The organism is Streptomyces sp. NPDC056503, assembly GCF_042794995.1.
Lineage (GTDB): Bacteria > Actinomycetota > Actinomycetes > Streptomycetales > Streptomycetaceae > Streptomyces.
Genome location: NZ_JBHTST010000179.1, coordinates 1 through 14,739, shown reverse-complemented (window position 1 = coordinate 14,739; position 14,739 = coordinate 1). Strand labels below are relative to the sequence as shown.

Genomic DNA, 14,739 nt, shown 5'->3' with positions numbered 1-14,739 from the left:
CCCCGCGACCCGCCCGGGTCGCGGGGCGGTGCGGTCGTGGGCGGCCGCCGTCCGAACGCCGTTTCCGAACACTCCTCCCGGACGGACTAGCCCGCTCGGGCCACCCCTAACCACCCGAAAAGGCGGGGACGTTGACCTGAACCGCCCCTGCGGGTGATGCGTCTTCCCAGGAGAGGACGAGCTGACGCGAAATCCCTGCGGAAGGCCGTCCGTGCGGCAAGACTGGGACCGGAACCGAACCGACCGACGGGGGCGGCCATGAGCGCGTACAGCCGCAGGACATCCACCACGACGCAGCGAAAGAACCCATCCATGTGCCAGCACCAGCCTGCCTGTCCCACCGCCGACTCCGCCGACCGTGAGGCCGCCGCCCCGGTGGCGTGCCACCCGGAGCAGGGATGGAGCCTGCTGTGCAACGGTGTCCTGCTCTTCGAGGACACCGGCGAACTGCTGCCGGACGGGCAGATCATCGCGCCGCACCGGCCGCTGACGACGGGCCGGGTGACGACGGCGGCCTGAGCCGCCGCCGGGTGACGACGAGGGCCGGCCCGGAGAAGACTCCGGACCGGCCCTCTGTCATGCCCGCGGTCAGTGGTCGTACTCGTCCAGCGGCGGGCAGGAGCAGACCAGGTTCCGGTCGCCGAAGGCGCCGTCGATGCGGCGGACCGGCGGCCAGTACTTGCCGGCGGCCGAGACCCCGGCCGGGAAGACCGCCACGTCACGGTCGTAGGCGTGGTCCCACTCGCCGCCCAGCGCGGCCGCGGTGTGCGGGGCGTTGCGCAGCGGGTTGTCCTCGGCGGGCCACTCGCCGGAGCCGACCTTCTCGATCTCGGCGCGGATCGCGATCATCGTGTCGCAGAAACGGTCCAGCTCGGCCAGGTCCTCGGACTCGGTCGGCTCGATCATCAGCGTGCCGGCGACCGGGAAGGACATGGTCGGCGCGTGGAAGCCGTAGTCGATCAGGCGCTTGGCGATGTCGTCGACGGTGACGCCGGTCGCCTTGGTCAGCGGCCGCAGGTCGACGATGCACTCGTGGGCGACGAGCCCCGCCGGGCCGGTGTAGAGCACCGGGTAGTGCGGCTCCAGGCGCTTGGCGATGTAGTTCGCCGCGAGGACGGCGACCTGGGTGGCGCGCTTGAGGCCCTCGCCGCCCATCAGGCGGACGTACGTCCAGGAGATGGGCAGGATGCCGGCGGAGCCCCACGGGGCGGCCGAGATCGGGCCGACACCGGTCTCCGGGCCCGCGGTGGGCTGGAGCGGGTGGTTCGGCAGGTACGGGGCGAGGTGGGCGCGGACGCCGACCGGGCCGACGCCGGGGCCGCCGCCGCCGTGCGGGATGCAGAAGGTCTTGTGCAGGTTGAGGTGCGAGACGTCGCCGCCGAAGTGACCCGGCTTGGCGAGGCCGACCAGCGCGTTGAGGTTGGCGCCGTCGACGTACACCTGGCCGCCGGCCTCGTGGACCTCGGCGCAGATGTCGGCGACGTGCTCCTCGAAGACGCCGTGCGTCGACGGGTAGGTGATCATGAGCACGGAGAGCTCGTCGCGGTGCTGCGCGATCTTGGCACGCAGGTCCTCGACGTCGACCTCGCCGTCCTCGGCGGTCTTCACGACGACGACCTTCATGCCGGCCATCACGGCGGAGGCCGCGTTGGTGCCGTGCGCGGAGGACGGGATGAGACAGACCGTGCGCTGCTCGTCGCCGTTGGCGCGGTGGTAGGCGCGGACCGCGAGGAGACCGGCCAGCTCGCCCTGCGAACCGGCGTTCGGCTGGATCGAGACCTTGTCGTAGCCGGTGACCTCGGCCAGGCGCTCCTCCAGCTCGGTGATGAGCGTGACGTAGCCCTGGGCCTGCCCGATCGGCGCGAAGGGGTGGATCTGGCCGAACTCGGGCCAGGTCACCGGCTCCATCTCGGTGGTCGCGTTCAGCTTCATGGTGCAGGAGCCGAGCGGGATCATGCCGCGGTCCAGCGCGTAGTCGCGGTCCGAGAGCCGGCGCAGGTAGCGCAGCATCGAGGTCTCGGAGCGGTGCGCGTGGAAGACCGGGTGGGTGAGGTAGGCGTCGGAGCGCAGCAGCGGGGCCGGGAGACCGTCCTCGGTGCCGGCGTCCAGGGCCTCGACGTCGGCGGTGACGCCGAAGGCGCCCCAGACGGCGGCGAGCTGCTCGCGGCCGGTGGTCTCGTCGCAGGAGGCGGAGACGTGGTCGGCGTCGACGCGGTACAGGTTGACACCGGCCTCGCGGGCGGCGGCGACGACGGCGTCGGCGCGGCCGGGCACCCGGGCGGTGATCGTGTCGAAGAACGCGCCCTGGGTCAGCTCGACGCCCGCGGCGGTCAGTCCGGCGGCGAGGATCGCGGCGTACCGGTGGGTGCGCTGGGCGATCTGCCGCAGCCCGTCCGGGCCGTGGTAGACGGCGTACATGCCGGCCATGACGGCGAGGAGCACCTGCGCGGTGCAGATGTTGCTGGTGGCCTTCTCGCGGCGGATGTGCTGCTCGCGCGTCTGCAGGGCGAGGCGGTACGCCTTGTTGCCGTCGGCGTCGACGGAGACGCCGACGAGCCGGCCGGGCAGCGAGCGGGCGTGCTTGTCCTGGACGGCCATGTAGCCGGCGTGCGGGCCGCCGAAGCCCATCGGGACGCCGAAGCGCTGGGTCGTGCCGACGGCGATGTCGGCGCCGAGCGAGCCGGGCGAGACGAGCAGGGTGAGCGCGAGCAGGTCGGCGGCGACGGTCACGATCGCGCCGAGCTCGTGCGCGGCGTCGATCAGCGGCTTGATGTCGCGGACGGCACCGGAGGCGCCCGGGTACTGGATGAGCACGCCGAAGACACCGCGCTCGGCGACCTCGGCGGGGATGCCCTCGCTCAGGTCGGCGACGACGACCTCGACGCCGGTCGGCTCGGCGCGGGTCTCGATCACGGCGATGGTCTGCGGCAGGGCGTCGGCGTCGACCAGGAAGACGCCGTTCTTCACCTTGCCGACGCGGCGCGCCAGCGACATGGCCTCGGCGGCGGCGGTGCCCTCGTCGAGGAGGGAGGCGCCGGAGGTCGGCAGACCGGTGAGGTCGGCGACCATCGTCTGGAAGTTGAGCAGCGCCTCCAGGCGGCCCTGCGAGATCTCCGGCTGGTAGGGCGTGTACGCCGTGTACCAGGCCGGGTTCTCCATGACGTTGCGGAGGATCACCGGCGGGGTGAAGGTGCCGTAGTAGCCGAGGCCGATCATCGGGGCCAGGACCTCGTTGCGGCCGGCGAGGGAACGCAGCTCGGCGAGGACCTCGGCCTCGGTGCGGGCACCGGGCAGGTCCAGCGCCTCGGCGTTCTTGATGACGTCCGGCACCGCGGCGGCCGTCAGCTCGTCGAGCGAGCCGTAGCCGACCTGGGCGAGCATCTTGGCCCGCGCCTCGGCGTCGGGTCCGATGTGCCGCTGCTCGAAGGGGATGCCCTGCTCGAGCTCGGAGAGCGGGGTGCGGTTGGCGGTCATGATGCGGGGGCCTCCTGGTCTCACGACCTGCGAGGGGCACCACGGCGCGGGTGCCCGGACGGCCTCCCCCTCTGTCATCTCAACCTGAGAGCTTCACCGGCACGCCCGGGGGCACGCCGACTTTCACCGTCGGTGAGAGCGGATGCCGTCGGACTCCCGCCCTGCTTTCCAGAGTGACCTCGCCCGCGCGGTACCGGGTGCCTGAGAGATTCCGGGGAGGATTTGCTCCTTCGGCGCCACCGGAAACCTCTCCGGTGGACTCTCCCGCACGGTGTCGACAGCCACAGCCAGCCTACCAGCGCGGTTGTCCCTCCCATCGCTCAAGTGGCCGACATCCCAGATGTGCACTTTCGTAGGGGTGTAGAGCAGTTGCGACCAGTTGGAGGGACCGTGCAGACCGACATCGATCCGCGCAGCCTGATCGGCCGCAAGGCGTTCGACCGGAACGGACACAAGATCGGAACCGTGGACGAGGTGTACCTGGACGACGCGACCGGCATCCCCGAGTGGGCCGCCGTCCGCACCGGCCTGTTCAGCAGGGACGCGTTCGTCCCCCTGGAGCCCAGCGAACTGACCGACGACGGACTCCACATCCCCTTCGAGCGCTCCCTGATCAAGGACGCCCCCGACTTCGGCGTGGGCCGCCACCTCTCCCCCGAGCAGGAACTCCAGCTCTACCGCCACTACGAGCTGACGCTGCCGCCCCCGCCGGACACGATCCCCGACTTCGGCCGGCTCGCCGGCCAGGACGACGCCGCGTAGGGCCGTCCCGGGCTCACTCACCCGTGCGGACGACCGGGGCGGCCCGCTCCGCCCCCGTCGCCCCGCCCGGCACCAGCGGCAGCGGATCCGCCGGCTCCAGCGCGGGATCGTCCACCGGGAAGGTGCGCACCCGCCCCGGAACCCTGGCGCCGGGCTCCTCGAAGCGGACGGTGACCCTCCCGAGCCCGCTGCCCTGGACCCAGCCCGCCCCGAGGACCGCGTGCCGCACGTCGTGCCCCGGCGCCCACCCCCGTATCGCGGTCTCGGTGGCGGCCGGCGGCCCGTCGGCCGCCGGGGCCGGCACCACGTTCCCGGGCACCCCCACCGCCACACCAGCCCCGCTCGCCCCGCTCGCCGCGCCCTCGCCCGAGGCCCCCGCCCCCGCTTCGGCCCGCGCTTCCCCCTGCGCCCCGGCCTCCGCCTCCGCCTGCGCGAACAGGTCCTCCTGCGTGTAGTCGGCGAGCCCGCTCACCCCGACGCCCAGCAGCCGCACCCCACCCGTCGTGTCCACGAGTTCGAGGAGCCGCTCCGCCGCCTCCCGCACCACCAGCGGATCGTCCGTCGGCCCCCGCAACGTCTCGGAGCGGGTCAGCGTCGAGAAGTCGTACCGCCGCACCTTCAGCACGATCGTCCGCCCCGAGTGCCCCGAGCGCCGCAACCGCGCCACGCACCGCTCCGCCAGCCGCTCCACCTCCAGCCTGATCCGCAGCCGGTCGTGCAGGTCGATGTCGAAGGTGTCCTCCACGGAGACCGACTTGGCGTCCCGCTCGGCCACCACCGGCCGGTCGTCGTGCCCGAGCGCCATCCGGTACAGCGAGGCCCCGTGCGACCGCCCCAGGATCCGCACGAGCTCGTCCTCGCCCGCCTCCGCGACATCCGCGACCGTGGTGATCCCCGCCCGCCGCAGATGGTCGCCGGTGGCCGGCCCCACCCCGGGGATGATCCGCACCGACCGGGGCGCGAGCAGCGCCCGCTCCGTCCCCGGCTCGAAGAGCACCAGCCCGTCCGGCTTGGCCTCCTCCGAGGCGATCTTCGCCAGCATCTTGGAGCCCGCGAGCCCCACCGACCCCGTCAGCCCGGTCGTCGCCAGGATCTCGGCCCGCAGCCGCTCCCCCACCGCCCGCGCGCTCACGCTGTCCTCCGCCAGCCCCCCGGCCTCCAGGTCCACGAAGGCCTCGTCCAGGCTGAGCGGCTCCACCAGCGGCGACAGCCTGCCCAGGAGCTCCATCACCTGTCCGCTGATCGCCCGGTAGAAGGCGAAGCGCGGCACCAGGTACGCGGCGTTGGGCGCGAGCCGCCGCGCCTGCCCCATCGGCATCGCCGAGTGCACGCCGAAGCGCCGCGCCTCGTACGAGGCGGTGGCGACCACTCCACGCGGCCCCAGCCCGCCCACGACCACGGGTTTGCCGCGCAGGCTCGGCTTCGACGCCTGCTCGGCGGCGGCGAAGAAGGCGTCCATGTCCAGATGGAGGATCGTGGGGGCGGCTCTCACGGCTCCGATCCTGCCTCACACCACTGACAACCGCCGGTACGGGCAGCGCCCGCACCGGTCCCGGCGGGGAACCTCAGACGGCCCGGTCGCGGCGGCGGCGCGCCAGCTCGTCCTGCGGGTTGTGCCCCACCAGCGTCTCGCCGGTGTCGACGCGCTCCCCGTGCAGCTGCGAGAGCGCCGCCTCGACGTCCCGCCACACGACCCCCACCGCGATCCCGAAGACGCCCTGCCCGCCCTGGAGCAGCGAGACGACCTCGTCGGGCGAGGAGCACTCGTAGACGGTCGCCCCGTCGCTCATCAACGTCATCCGCTCCAGGTCGCGGAAGCCGCGGGCACGCAGGTGCTGCACGGCGGCCCGGATGTTCTGGAGGGCGACGCCCGTGTCGAGGAACCGCTTGACGATCTTCAGGACGACGACGTCCCGGAAGCTGTAGAGCCGCTGCGTCCCCGAGCCGTACGCCGGCCGCACGCTCGGCTCGACGAGCCCGGTGCGCGCCCAGTAGTCCAACTGGCGGTAGGTGATGCCGGCGGCCGCGCAGGCCGTGGGGCCGCGGTACCCGATCGCCTCGTCGGCCACCCCGGCGCCCTGCTCCGTACCGACGCCGCCGAAGTCGCCCACACTGCCGTGAAGCGGATACGGAGCGCTCTCCCCGGACGCGCGTCCGAGCGAGCCCCCTGCCGTACCGTCCGCGCTGCTCATCACGCCGACCCTCCGTCCTTGACCTGCCCACTCGAAGGTAGGCAGTCGCTAGGGGTGCGTCAACGATCGCCACACTCGGCACGCCGAGTGATAATCACCCAGAGAGTGGTTTCACGTATCCCACTCCGGGGAAAGGCTACTCGAATGCGCCGACAGCGCCCTCCGGTCGCCCCGGCCGCGCTCCCACCGGGAGCACCGCCTCACTGGCCCCCGAAGTCCTCCGGAGAGATCTGGTCGAGGAACTCGCGGAACTTCTCCACCTCGTCCTCCTGCTCGTCGGGGATCGCGATCCCGGCGTCGTCGAGGACGCCGTCGCTGCCGAAGATCGGCGAACCGGTCCGCAGCGCCAGGGCTATCGCGTCCGACGGCCGCGCGCTCACCTCCACACCGCTGGCGAAGACCAGCTCGGCGTAGAAGACCCCGTCCCGCAGGTCGGTGATGCGGACCTGGGTCAGCTCCTGCCCCACGGCCTCCAGCACGTCCTTGAAAAGGTCGTGCGTCAGCGGCCTCGGCGGGGCCATGCCCTGCTGGGCGAAGGCGATCGCGGTCGCCTCGCCGGGTCCGATCCAGATGGGAAGGTACCGGTCGCCTCCCACCTCGCGCAGGAGCACGATCGGCTGGTTGGAGGGCATTTCCACCCGGACACCCACAACGTCGAGCTCGTTCACACAGCAACCCTAGGACGTGCCCGACCGGTTTGGATAGTCGGGCCCCCGCTCAGCGCCGCCCGCACCCCGTCGCGGAGCCCTCCGCGACCGTCACTGGAGCCGGATCCCGAGCGCCGTCTGCACCAGCGCGGCGTGCAGCCGCACCGACAGCTGCGCCAGATCGGCGGCCGTCTCCTCCGCGTGCGCCCTGGTCTGCGGATTGCGGTGCCGGCGCAGCGGCGCCACGACCTGCTCGATCAGCCCCGCCTCCCGGTCCGCCGAGGCCTTCACGGCCCGCAGGTGCCGGGGCTCCAGCCCGAACCGCCCGAGATCGGCCACGATCCTGGCCACGTTGACGCTCTCCGCGTCGTAGCCGCCGCCCTCGCTCTCGCCGATCAGGCCGTACGACTCCCACTCCACCAGCTCGGCCTCGGTGACCCCGGCCGCGGCGACCAGCTCGGGCCGGCCCAGGCGCGCGGCGGTCGGCCGCTCGCCGTCCTCGTCCTCCGCGAGCCCGTCGAGCAGCCCGTCCAGCAGGTCCCGGCGCCGACCGGGCACCGGGAGCTTCACCTGCTCACCCCGGGCGAGGGCGTCGAGGTGCTCCCTGATGACCTTCAGCGGAAGATAGTGGTCCCGCTGCATCCGCAGGACGGCGGCGAGCCGCTCCACGTCCTCCGGGCTGAACTTCCGGTACCCGGAGGCCGTACGGCGCGGCTCGACGAGCCCCTCGGCCTCCAGGAAACGGATCTTGGAGATCGTCACTTCGGGAAACTCGGCCCGCAGCTGACTCAGCACGGTGCCGATGCTCACCAGCCGGTCGCCCGCGGTGGCGGTGCCGGATCCGGCACCGCCCGTCGGTGTTCGCACCATGGACCTTTCCTGAAGGATCTCCGCCAGGCGTGTCAGACGCCTCGCTGGCTCGCGTAGAAGACCAGCCGGTACTTGCCGATCTGTACCTCGTCGCCGTTGCTGAGCACCACGTCGGAGTCGATCGGCTCACGGTTGAGGTAGGTGCCGTTGAGGCTGCCCACGTCGGCGACGGTGAAGCTGCCGTCCTGGCGCCGGCGGAACTCGACGTGCCGCCGGGAGACCGTGAAGTCGTCCAGGAAGATGTCGCTCTGCGGGTGCCGGCCGGCCGTCGTCAGCTCGCCGTCCAGGAGGAAGCGGCTGCCCGAGTTCGGACCGCGGCGCACCACCAGGAGCGCGGAACCGGGCGGCAGCGCCTCGACGGCCGCGAGGGCCTCGGGGGACAGCGCCGGCATCGCGATCTGGCCGGTGGTCTCCGCGTCGTACGCCTCCAGGCCCGAGATCGAGATCGTCGACGTCGTCTCGGAGGGACGCTCGGGGGCGACCCCGCTCCGCAGCGGCGTACCGCAGTGGGAGCAGAACCGGCTGTCCGGCGTATTGCGGTGACCGCACCTCGTACACACCGGCATGGACGCGTCCTCCTGCCGCGGCTGTCCCGCGGAGGTCTGGGTCGCGTACGGATCGGAGGCAAACCCTCCACCCGCACTTGAGGTTGATGGTTCACCGAAACCTATGCGCGCGGCACCGGCGGGGTCAACAGACGACGCGCCCGGCGCGCCCGAAATGTCACCGCCCTGACCCTCGACCTCGTCACGGAAGAGCGGACGCTCGCCGCCCTGCTCCTCGCTCTGGGCGTGGCGCGGCGCACGGTGCCTGGCGTTGCCGCCGTCCTCGCGTGCGCTCTTGCCGAACAACTTCGCAAACAACTTCACGGGCGATTCCCCTTGACCGAAACAGACCCGCCCGTGGGGCAGGACGAACCGAGATCCATCACACCTGCCGACCCGGACACCTTCACAACGTCCGCATCCTCCGGACAGTTTCCACCACGCACCACCGTTGTGGTGCGCCGACCCCCCGCAACGCTCCAGCCCATGTCGCGGGACCCCTCGCCCCCTCTCTCACTGGGAGGACGACCGAGCGTAGTCAGGCCGCTTCACGGGTCGCAAGGCGTCGACGACGATCTTCGCCGACCGCTCCACCGTGGCCGTGGCCTGCTCCTTCTCGAGGGTCTGGACGACTCCACCGGGGATGTTGAGCGCGGGCTCCAGATCCTCGGGCTTGCCGATGACCTTGAAGACGTACGGAGCGGTCACCGGCGTTCCATCGATCCGCATGTCATCACCGCCACCTGTGAAATAGCTGTTCGCGACCACCCGCACGCCGTCGACCTGGATCGCCTCCGCACCCGCTGCCCGCAGCTCCTGGATGGCGTCGAGGAGCATGTCGGACTCGACCGCGCCGACCGGATCGGTCACCGTCAGCGTGATGCCCGGCCCCTCGGCCGCCACCGTGCCGGCCAGGATCCCGAGCTGCCGCTCCTTCTCCGCCGTCTGCCGACGGGCCTCCTCGGCCTGGTCGGAGCTCGACTCCAGCTCCGACCGCTGCTTCTCCAGCCGCGCCTTCTCGTCCTCCAGGCGCTGCGTACGGTCGTCGAGCTCGTCGAGGATCCGTACGAGGTCCTCCTGCCGCGCCCCGCGCAGGGCGCTGCCCTCGCTGGTCGAGGAGACCTGGATGGCGAGGCCGAAGCCCAGACAGGCGAGGAGCAGCGCCACGACCAGCTGGGCCCGCGTCACCCGCGGCGGCCACAGGGCGTCCGCGAGCCGCCGACGGCCGCTCGGCGCCCCGGCACCGGCGCCCCCGCCCGAGGACGGCACAGCGGCCTCGGGAGCGCTCTCACCGCCCTCCACGGCCGGCGCCACCGCCTCCGCACCACCGACCGGCTCACCCGCCGCCGGCGTCACCGGGGGCACCGGCCCCGTCGGCCCCGCCGGGGGCACCGGCGACTCCGGCGTCTTCGGCGTCTTCGGCGCCGAGGGCACCTCGGGCTCCTCGTCGCCCTGCTCCGGCTTCTCGTTCGGGTTCACACTCATCGGCCTCACGCCCGGAAGACATGGCGGCGGATCGCGGCCGCGTTGGAGAAGATCCGGATGCCGAGCACGACGACGACACCGGTGGAGAGCTGCGCGCCGACACCGAGCTTGTCGCCGAGGAAGACGATCAGCGCGGCCACGACCACGTTCGACAGGAAGGAGACGACGAAGACCTTGTCGACGAAGATCCCGTCGAGCATGGCCCGCAGACCGCCGAAGACCGCGTCGAGGGCGGCGACCACGGCGATCGGGAGATAGGGCTCGACGACCGCCGGGATCTCGGGCCGGACCAGCAGTCCCGCCACGACTCCGACGATCAGGCCCAGTACGGCGATCACGATGTTGCCTTCCCCTTGTCGGCCGTGGCACGACCGGACGGCGTCGCCGCCCCGGCCCCCCTCGGCTCAGCTGTACGTACGATCAGGCTCGGCGCGGCCGGAAGGCTCAGCCCGCTCTCGACCGAGATGCCGGTGCGGATCCCGAAGTTCTCGGCCAACGCGTGCAGGTACTGCCCGTCGGCACTGTCCTGGAAGGCGGTGCTCAGCCGCTGCCCGTCCCCGACGGCGAGCACGGTGTACGGCGGCACCAGCGGCCGGTTGTCGACGAGTATGGCCTCACCGGCGGCCCTGATCGCGGAGAGCGAGGTCAGCCGCTGGCCGTTGATCGACACGGCCTCCGCACCCGACTCCCAGAGCCCGTTGACCACCCGCTGCATGTCACGGTCGCGCACCCGCCCGGTGTCGGAGAAGCCGGCGCTCTCGCGCGGCCCGCCGCCCCCGCTGTCGGACCCCTTGGCGTCGTCCACCACCAGCTTCACCCCGGGCCCCTGCACGGGGGTCGCGCCGGACAGCAGGGCCACCAGTTCCGCCTGGTCGCCACCGTGCTGTTCCAGCGCCACGCGCTGCCGCTCGCCGACCTCGGCGCGGATCCGCTCGACGTCCCGCTCCAGGTCGTCGGCCGTCGCGTTCTCGCCCTCGATCCGGTCGATCAGCTCCTGGCGCTCCTTGGCGACCACCGGAGCCGAGATCCGGGCCTCGGCCGCACCCACCGTCACCACGGCGGCGGCCAGCACCAGACCGGCCGCGAGACCCAGCCTGGCCCGCAGCGGCTTCGGCACGGAGCCGCCCTCGGCCTCGCGCCGCGCGGTCGCCTCCGCGTACCCGTCGTCCAGCGCGTGGTCGATCACGTTGTTCAGCAGCGACATCGACGCGTCCGGGCGCGGGGGCGGAGAACCGGTGCTCCGAACGGGGGGCTGCTGCGACATGCCGCACATCGTCGCACGTCGCACGCCCTACCGCCGAATGGCCCCCACGAAGGGCCGGACGGCACCGAGGTGGCACCGTCCGGCCCCGCTCCGCCCTCCGGTCAGCGACCTGCGCTCTCGACCACCCGCGACCACTCGTCGAGCAGCGCCTGCGCGGAGGTGTCGTCGGGCCCCTCGGCCCACAGATGGGTGACGGCCTCGGCGGGGTCCGGCAGCACCATCACCCACCGCCCGTCGGCCTCCACGACCCGCACGCCGTCGGTGGTGTCCACCGACCTGCTGCCCGCCGCCTCGACCACCCGCCGCATCACCAGCCCCTTCACCGCCCACGGCGTCGCGAGGTCCCGCTTGATGACGTGCGCCTGCGGGATCCGGGCGTCGATCTGGCTCAGCGTGAGCTGCGTCCGCGCCACCAGTCCGATGAGCCGCACGAAGGCCGCGGCACCGTCGAAGACGCTGCTGAACTCGGGCACGATGAACCCGCCGCGCCCGTCCCCGCCGAAGATCGTCGACTCCTGCCGGCCGACCCGCGTGAGGTCGTCGGGCGAGGTGGTCGTCCACTCGACCTGAGTGCCGTGGTACGCCGCCACCTGCTCGGCGATACGGGTCGTGGTCACCGGCAGCGCGACCCGCCCCGACCGCCGCTCGGCCGCCACCAGGTCCAGCATCACCAGCAGCGCCCGGTCGTCCTCGATGATCCGACCCCGCTCGTCGACGAGCGACAGCCGCTCGCCCACCGGGTCGAACCGCACGCCGAACGCCGCCCGCGCCGACGCCACGATCTCCCCGAGCCGCACGAGACCGGCCCGTCTGCGCTCCGCGGACTCGGTCGGCCGCGACTCGTCGAGCCCCGGGTTGATCGTCAGCGAATCCACCTGGAGACGTCCGAGCAGACTCGGCAGGACGAGCCCCGCGCTCCCGTTGGACGCGTCCACGACCACCTTCAGCCCGGCCTCCGCGACCCCGGTCGTATCGACGTTCCGCAGCAGCGAGCCGGTGTACGAGTCGAAGACGCTCGCCGGGAACGACAGGTCGCCGATCTCCCCGGGGAAGGCCCGCCGGTACTCCTGCCGCGCGTAGACCCGGTCCAGCTTCCGCTGCCGGGCCTGCGACAGATCCGCGCCCCGCTCGTCGAAGAACATGATGTCGACGGAGTCCGGCACCCCCGGAGAGGTACGCACCATGATCCCGCCGGCGCTCCCCCGCGCCGTCTGCTGCCGGGCCACCGGCAGCGGTACGTTCTCCAGGTCCCGTACGTCGATGGCACTGGCCTGGAGCGCGGAGATCACGGCCCGCTTGAGCGCACGCGCGCCTCGCGAGTGGTCGCGCGCGGTGGTGACGGTGGAGCCCTTCTTCAGCGTCGTCGCGTACGCCCCCGCCAGCCGCACGGCCAGCTCCGGCGTGATCTCGACGTTGAGGATCCCGGACACCCCACGGGCCCCGAAGAGGTGGGCCTGCCCGCGGGACTCCCAGATCACCGAGGTGTTGACGAAGGCACCGGCCTCGATGGTCTTGAAGGGGTAGACCCGGACGTTGCCCTGCACGATCGATTCCTCACCGATCATGCACTCGTCGCCGATCACGGCGCCGTCCTCGATGCGGGCCGCGCGCATGACGTCGGTGTTCTTGCCGATGACGCAGCCGCGGAGATTGCTCTGCTGTCCGATGTAGACGTTGTCGTGGACGACCGCCTTGTGCAGGAAGGCCCCGGTCTTCACCACCACGTTGGAGCCGACGACGGTGTGCTCGCGGATCTCGGCGCCGGCCTCGACCTTGGCGTAGTCCCCGATGTAGAGCGGTCCGCGCAGCACCGCGTCGGGGTGCACCTCCGCTCCCTCGGCGACCCACACGCCGGGCGAGATCTCGAAGCCGTCGATGTCGACCTGGACCTTGCCTTCGAGGACGTCGGCCTGTGCCTTGACGTAACTCTCGTGGGTGCCGACGTCCTCCCAGTAGCCCTCGGCGACATAGCCGAAGATCGGCTTGCCTTCCTTCATCAGCCGCGGGAACACATCACCGGACCAGTCGACCGAAACATCGGCCTCGACGTAGTCGAAGACCTCGGGCTCCATGACGTAGATGCCCGTGTTCACCGTGTCGGAGAAAACCTGCCCCCAGGTCGGCTTCTCCAGAAAGCGCTCGACCTGCCCCTCTTCGTCGACGATCGTGATACCGAATTCCAGCGGATTCGGCACTCGCGTCAGACAGACCGTGACGAGGGCGCCCTTCTCCTTGTGGAAACGGATCAGGTCGGTCAGATCGAAATCGGTGAGGGCGTCCCCCGAGATCACGAGGAAGGCGTCGTCCTTCAACGCTTCCTCGGCGTTCTTCACACTGCCCGCTGTGCCAAGAGGCTTCTCCTCGTTGGCGTACGTGAGCTCCATCCCGAGCTCCTCGCCGTCGCCGAAGTAGTTCCTGACGAGTGACGCGAGAAATTGCACGGTGACGACGGTCTCGTTGAGACCGTGCCTCTTGAGCAGTCGCAGGACGTGCTCCATGATCGGCCGGTTCACCACCGGCAGAAGAGGCTTGGGCATGCTCGAGGTCATGGGGCGAAGTCGGGTTCCTTCGCCACCGGCCATCACGACGGCCTTCATGTCGGAAGCGTCCTCCTTGAAGAGACGACGGTCCTGCCGACCGACCCTGTCCGCTCACTGGCCCTCGGACGTCCTCGTTCCTGCCGGCGACGCTGCACGGCACGGGACGGACGGGCTCAATCGGCCGCGGTATCCGCCTTCACGAGTCGACGGACCTGGACCACGTAGAGGATCCCTGCCCACCAATACAGAGTTGTACCCCATCCGGCGAAAGCCCATCCGAAAACTTCAGCGAGTGACGCCAGCCAGCCGGTTCCGTCACTGAGAAGCAGCAACGGGAAGGCGTACATGAGGTTGAAAGTCGCGGCCTTCCCGAGGAAGTTCACCTGCGGCGGCGGGTAACCGTGGCGGCGAAGGATTCCCACCATGACCAGCAGCATGGCTTCCCGCGCCAAAAGAAGCGCGGTCAGCCACAGTGGCAGGATCTCGCGCCAGGTGAGACCCACCAGCGTGGACAGGATGTACAGCCGGTCGGCGGCCGGATCCAGCAGCCGGCCGAGGCTGCTGATCTGGTTCCATCGCCGGGCGAGCTTGCCGTCGAGGTAATCGCTGACGCCGCTGAGCATCAGTACGAGGAGTGCCCAGACGTCGCTGTTGGGCCCGCCGAACTCCGGCCGGAGGATGAGCCACAGGAACAGCGGCACGCCGAGGAGACGTGCCATGCTGAGAATGTTGGGGATGGTGAGGACCCGGTCCGTCTGGACCTCGGTCTCCTGGACCTCCACCCGGGGGCCTCCTGCTCGGAACCGTACCGACGTTGACCCCTGACCTTACCTCCCGCCGAGACCGCCTCCGCCCACCGGGTCCTCCGGAAACGCAGAAAAGCCCCGCACCATGAGGTGCGGGGCTTTCCCACAATGATTGTTCGGCGGCGTCCTACTCTCCCACAGGGTCCCCCCTGCA

Annotated in this window: 13 protein-coding genes and 1 riboswitch; of the genes, 2 read left to right on the top strand and 11 right to left on the bottom strand. The window is 71.4% G+C overall.

The annotated features are described in order from the left end of the window. Nucleotides 1–312: 312 nt before the first annotated feature. A complete protein-coding gene (locus tag ACFQ8C_RS33795; RefSeq protein ID WP_043229447.1) occupies nucleotides 313–519 on the top strand; it encodes a DUF5999 family protein in 207 nt (68 codons plus the stop codon). 69 nt (nucleotides 520–588) lie between these two features. Here the strand turns inward: ACFQ8C_RS33795 and gcvP are convergent, their stop codons facing one another. After that, a complete protein-coding gene (gene gcvP / locus ACFQ8C_RS33790; protein WP_383465256.1) occupies nucleotides 589–3,474 on the bottom strand; it encodes an aminomethyl-transferring glycine dehydrogenase in 2,886 nt (961 codons plus the stop codon). Nucleotides 3,475–3,652: 178 nt separating this feature from the next. Further along, nucleotides 3,653–3,751, bottom strand: a riboswitch (glycine riboswitch). 113 nt (nucleotides 3,752–3,864) lie between these two features. Between gcvP and ACFQ8C_RS33785 the strand changes: the two genes are divergently transcribed. After that, nucleotides 3,865–4,236: a PRC-barrel domain-containing protein gene (locus ACFQ8C_RS33785; RefSeq protein WP_383465254.1), complete on the top strand. Its 372-nt coding sequence runs from the start codon at nucleotides 3,865–3,867 to the stop codon at nucleotides 4,234–4,236. Between the two features lie 13 nt (nucleotides 4,237–4,249). Here ACFQ8C_RS33785 and ACFQ8C_RS33780 read toward each other — a convergent pair whose 3' ends face one another. The 10 genes from ACFQ8C_RS33780 to ACFQ8C_RS33735 form a co-directional block, all read right to left on the bottom strand. Beyond that, nucleotides 4,250–5,728 carry a DNA polymerase IV gene (locus ACFQ8C_RS33780; RefSeq protein WP_383465252.1) on the bottom strand — a complete coding sequence of 493 codons (1,479 nt, stop codon included), beginning with the start codon at nucleotides 5,726–5,728 and terminating at the stop codon, nucleotides 4,250–4,252. A gap of 73 nt (nucleotides 5,729–5,801) precedes the next feature. After that, nucleotides 5,802–6,428: a MerR family transcriptional regulator gene (locus ACFQ8C_RS33775; RefSeq protein ID WP_383465250.1), complete on the bottom strand. Its 627-nt coding sequence runs from the start codon at nucleotides 6,426–6,428 to the stop codon at nucleotides 5,802–5,804. A gap of 200 nt (nucleotides 6,429–6,628) precedes the next feature. Next, the gene (locus tag ACFQ8C_RS33770; protein ID WP_383465248.1) at nucleotides 6,629–7,096 is read right to left on the bottom strand and encodes a bifunctional nuclease family protein; all 468 of its coding nucleotides are present in this window, start codon (nucleotides 7,094–7,096) and stop codon (nucleotides 6,629–6,631) included. 90 nt (nucleotides 7,097–7,186) lie between these two features. Then, nucleotides 7,187–7,945 carry a MerR family transcriptional regulator gene (locus ACFQ8C_RS33765; protein ID WP_383465246.1) on the bottom strand — a complete coding sequence of 253 codons (759 nt, stop codon included), beginning with the start codon at nucleotides 7,943–7,945 and terminating at the stop codon, nucleotides 7,187–7,189. A gap of 32 nt (nucleotides 7,946–7,977) precedes the next feature. Then, entirely contained in the window at nucleotides 7,978–8,922 is a 945-nt protein-coding gene (locus ACFQ8C_RS33760; protein WP_383465258.1) for an FHA domain-containing protein, read from the bottom strand. An 81-nt stretch (nucleotides 8,923–9,003) separates the two neighbouring features. Continuing rightward, nucleotides 9,004–9,975, bottom strand: coding sequence for a DUF881 domain-containing protein (locus ACFQ8C_RS33755; protein ID WP_383465244.1), 972 nt, complete (start codon nucleotides 9,973–9,975; stop codon nucleotides 9,004–9,006). 5 nt (nucleotides 9,976–9,980) lie between these two features. Then, the gene (locus ACFQ8C_RS33750; protein ID WP_030492461.1) at nucleotides 9,981–10,313 is read right to left on the bottom strand and encodes a small basic family protein; all 333 of its coding nucleotides are present in this window, start codon (nucleotides 10,311–10,313) and stop codon (nucleotides 9,981–9,983) included. Next, a complete protein-coding gene (locus ACFQ8C_RS33745; RefSeq protein ID WP_383465242.1) occupies nucleotides 10,310–11,239 on the bottom strand; it encodes a DUF881 domain-containing protein in 930 nt (309 codons plus the stop codon). Before ACFQ8C_RS33745 ends, ACFQ8C_RS33750 begins: the two co-directional genes overlap by 4 nt. Before the next feature lie 101 nt (nucleotides 11,240–11,340). Then, nucleotides 11,341–13,836, bottom strand: coding sequence for a sugar phosphate nucleotidyltransferase (locus ACFQ8C_RS33740; protein ID WP_383465240.1), 2,496 nt, complete (start codon nucleotides 13,834–13,836; stop codon nucleotides 11,341–11,343). A gap of 116 nt (nucleotides 13,837–13,952) precedes the next feature. Next, the gene (locus ACFQ8C_RS33735; RefSeq protein ID WP_383465238.1) at nucleotides 13,953–14,561 is read right to left on the bottom strand and encodes a CDP-alcohol phosphatidyltransferase family protein; all 609 of its coding nucleotides are present in this window, start codon (nucleotides 14,559–14,561) and stop codon (nucleotides 13,953–13,955) included. Nucleotides 14,562–14,739: the final 178 nt, after the last annotated feature.

Coding starts and splice junctions, on each gene's coding strand:
- ACFQ8C_RS33795 (WP_043229447.1), top strand. CDS start 313: ATGTGCCAGCACCAGCCTGCCTGTCCCACCGCCGACTCCGCCGACCGT.
- gcvP (WP_383465256.1), bottom strand. CDS start 3,474: ATGACCGCCAACCGCACCCCGCTCTCCGAGCTCGAGCAGGGCATCCCC.
- ACFQ8C_RS33775 (WP_383465250.1), bottom strand. CDS start 6,428: ATGAGCAGCGCGGACGGTACGGCAGGGGGCTCGCTCGGACGCGCGTCC.
- ACFQ8C_RS33765 (WP_383465246.1), bottom strand. CDS start 7,945: ATGGTGCGAACACCGACGGGCGGTGCCGGATCCGGCACCGCCACCGCG.
- ACFQ8C_RS33755 (WP_383465244.1), bottom strand. CDS start 9,975: ATGAGTGTGAACCCGAACGAGAAGCCGGAGCAGGGCGACGAGGAGCCC.
- ACFQ8C_RS33745 (WP_383465242.1), bottom strand. CDS start 11,239: ATGTCGCAGCAGCCCCCCGTTCGGAGCACCGGTTCTCCGCCCCCGCGC.
- ACFQ8C_RS33740 (WP_383465240.1), bottom strand. CDS start 13,836: ATGAAGGCCGTCGTGATGGCCGGTGGCGAAGGAACCCGACTTCGCCCC.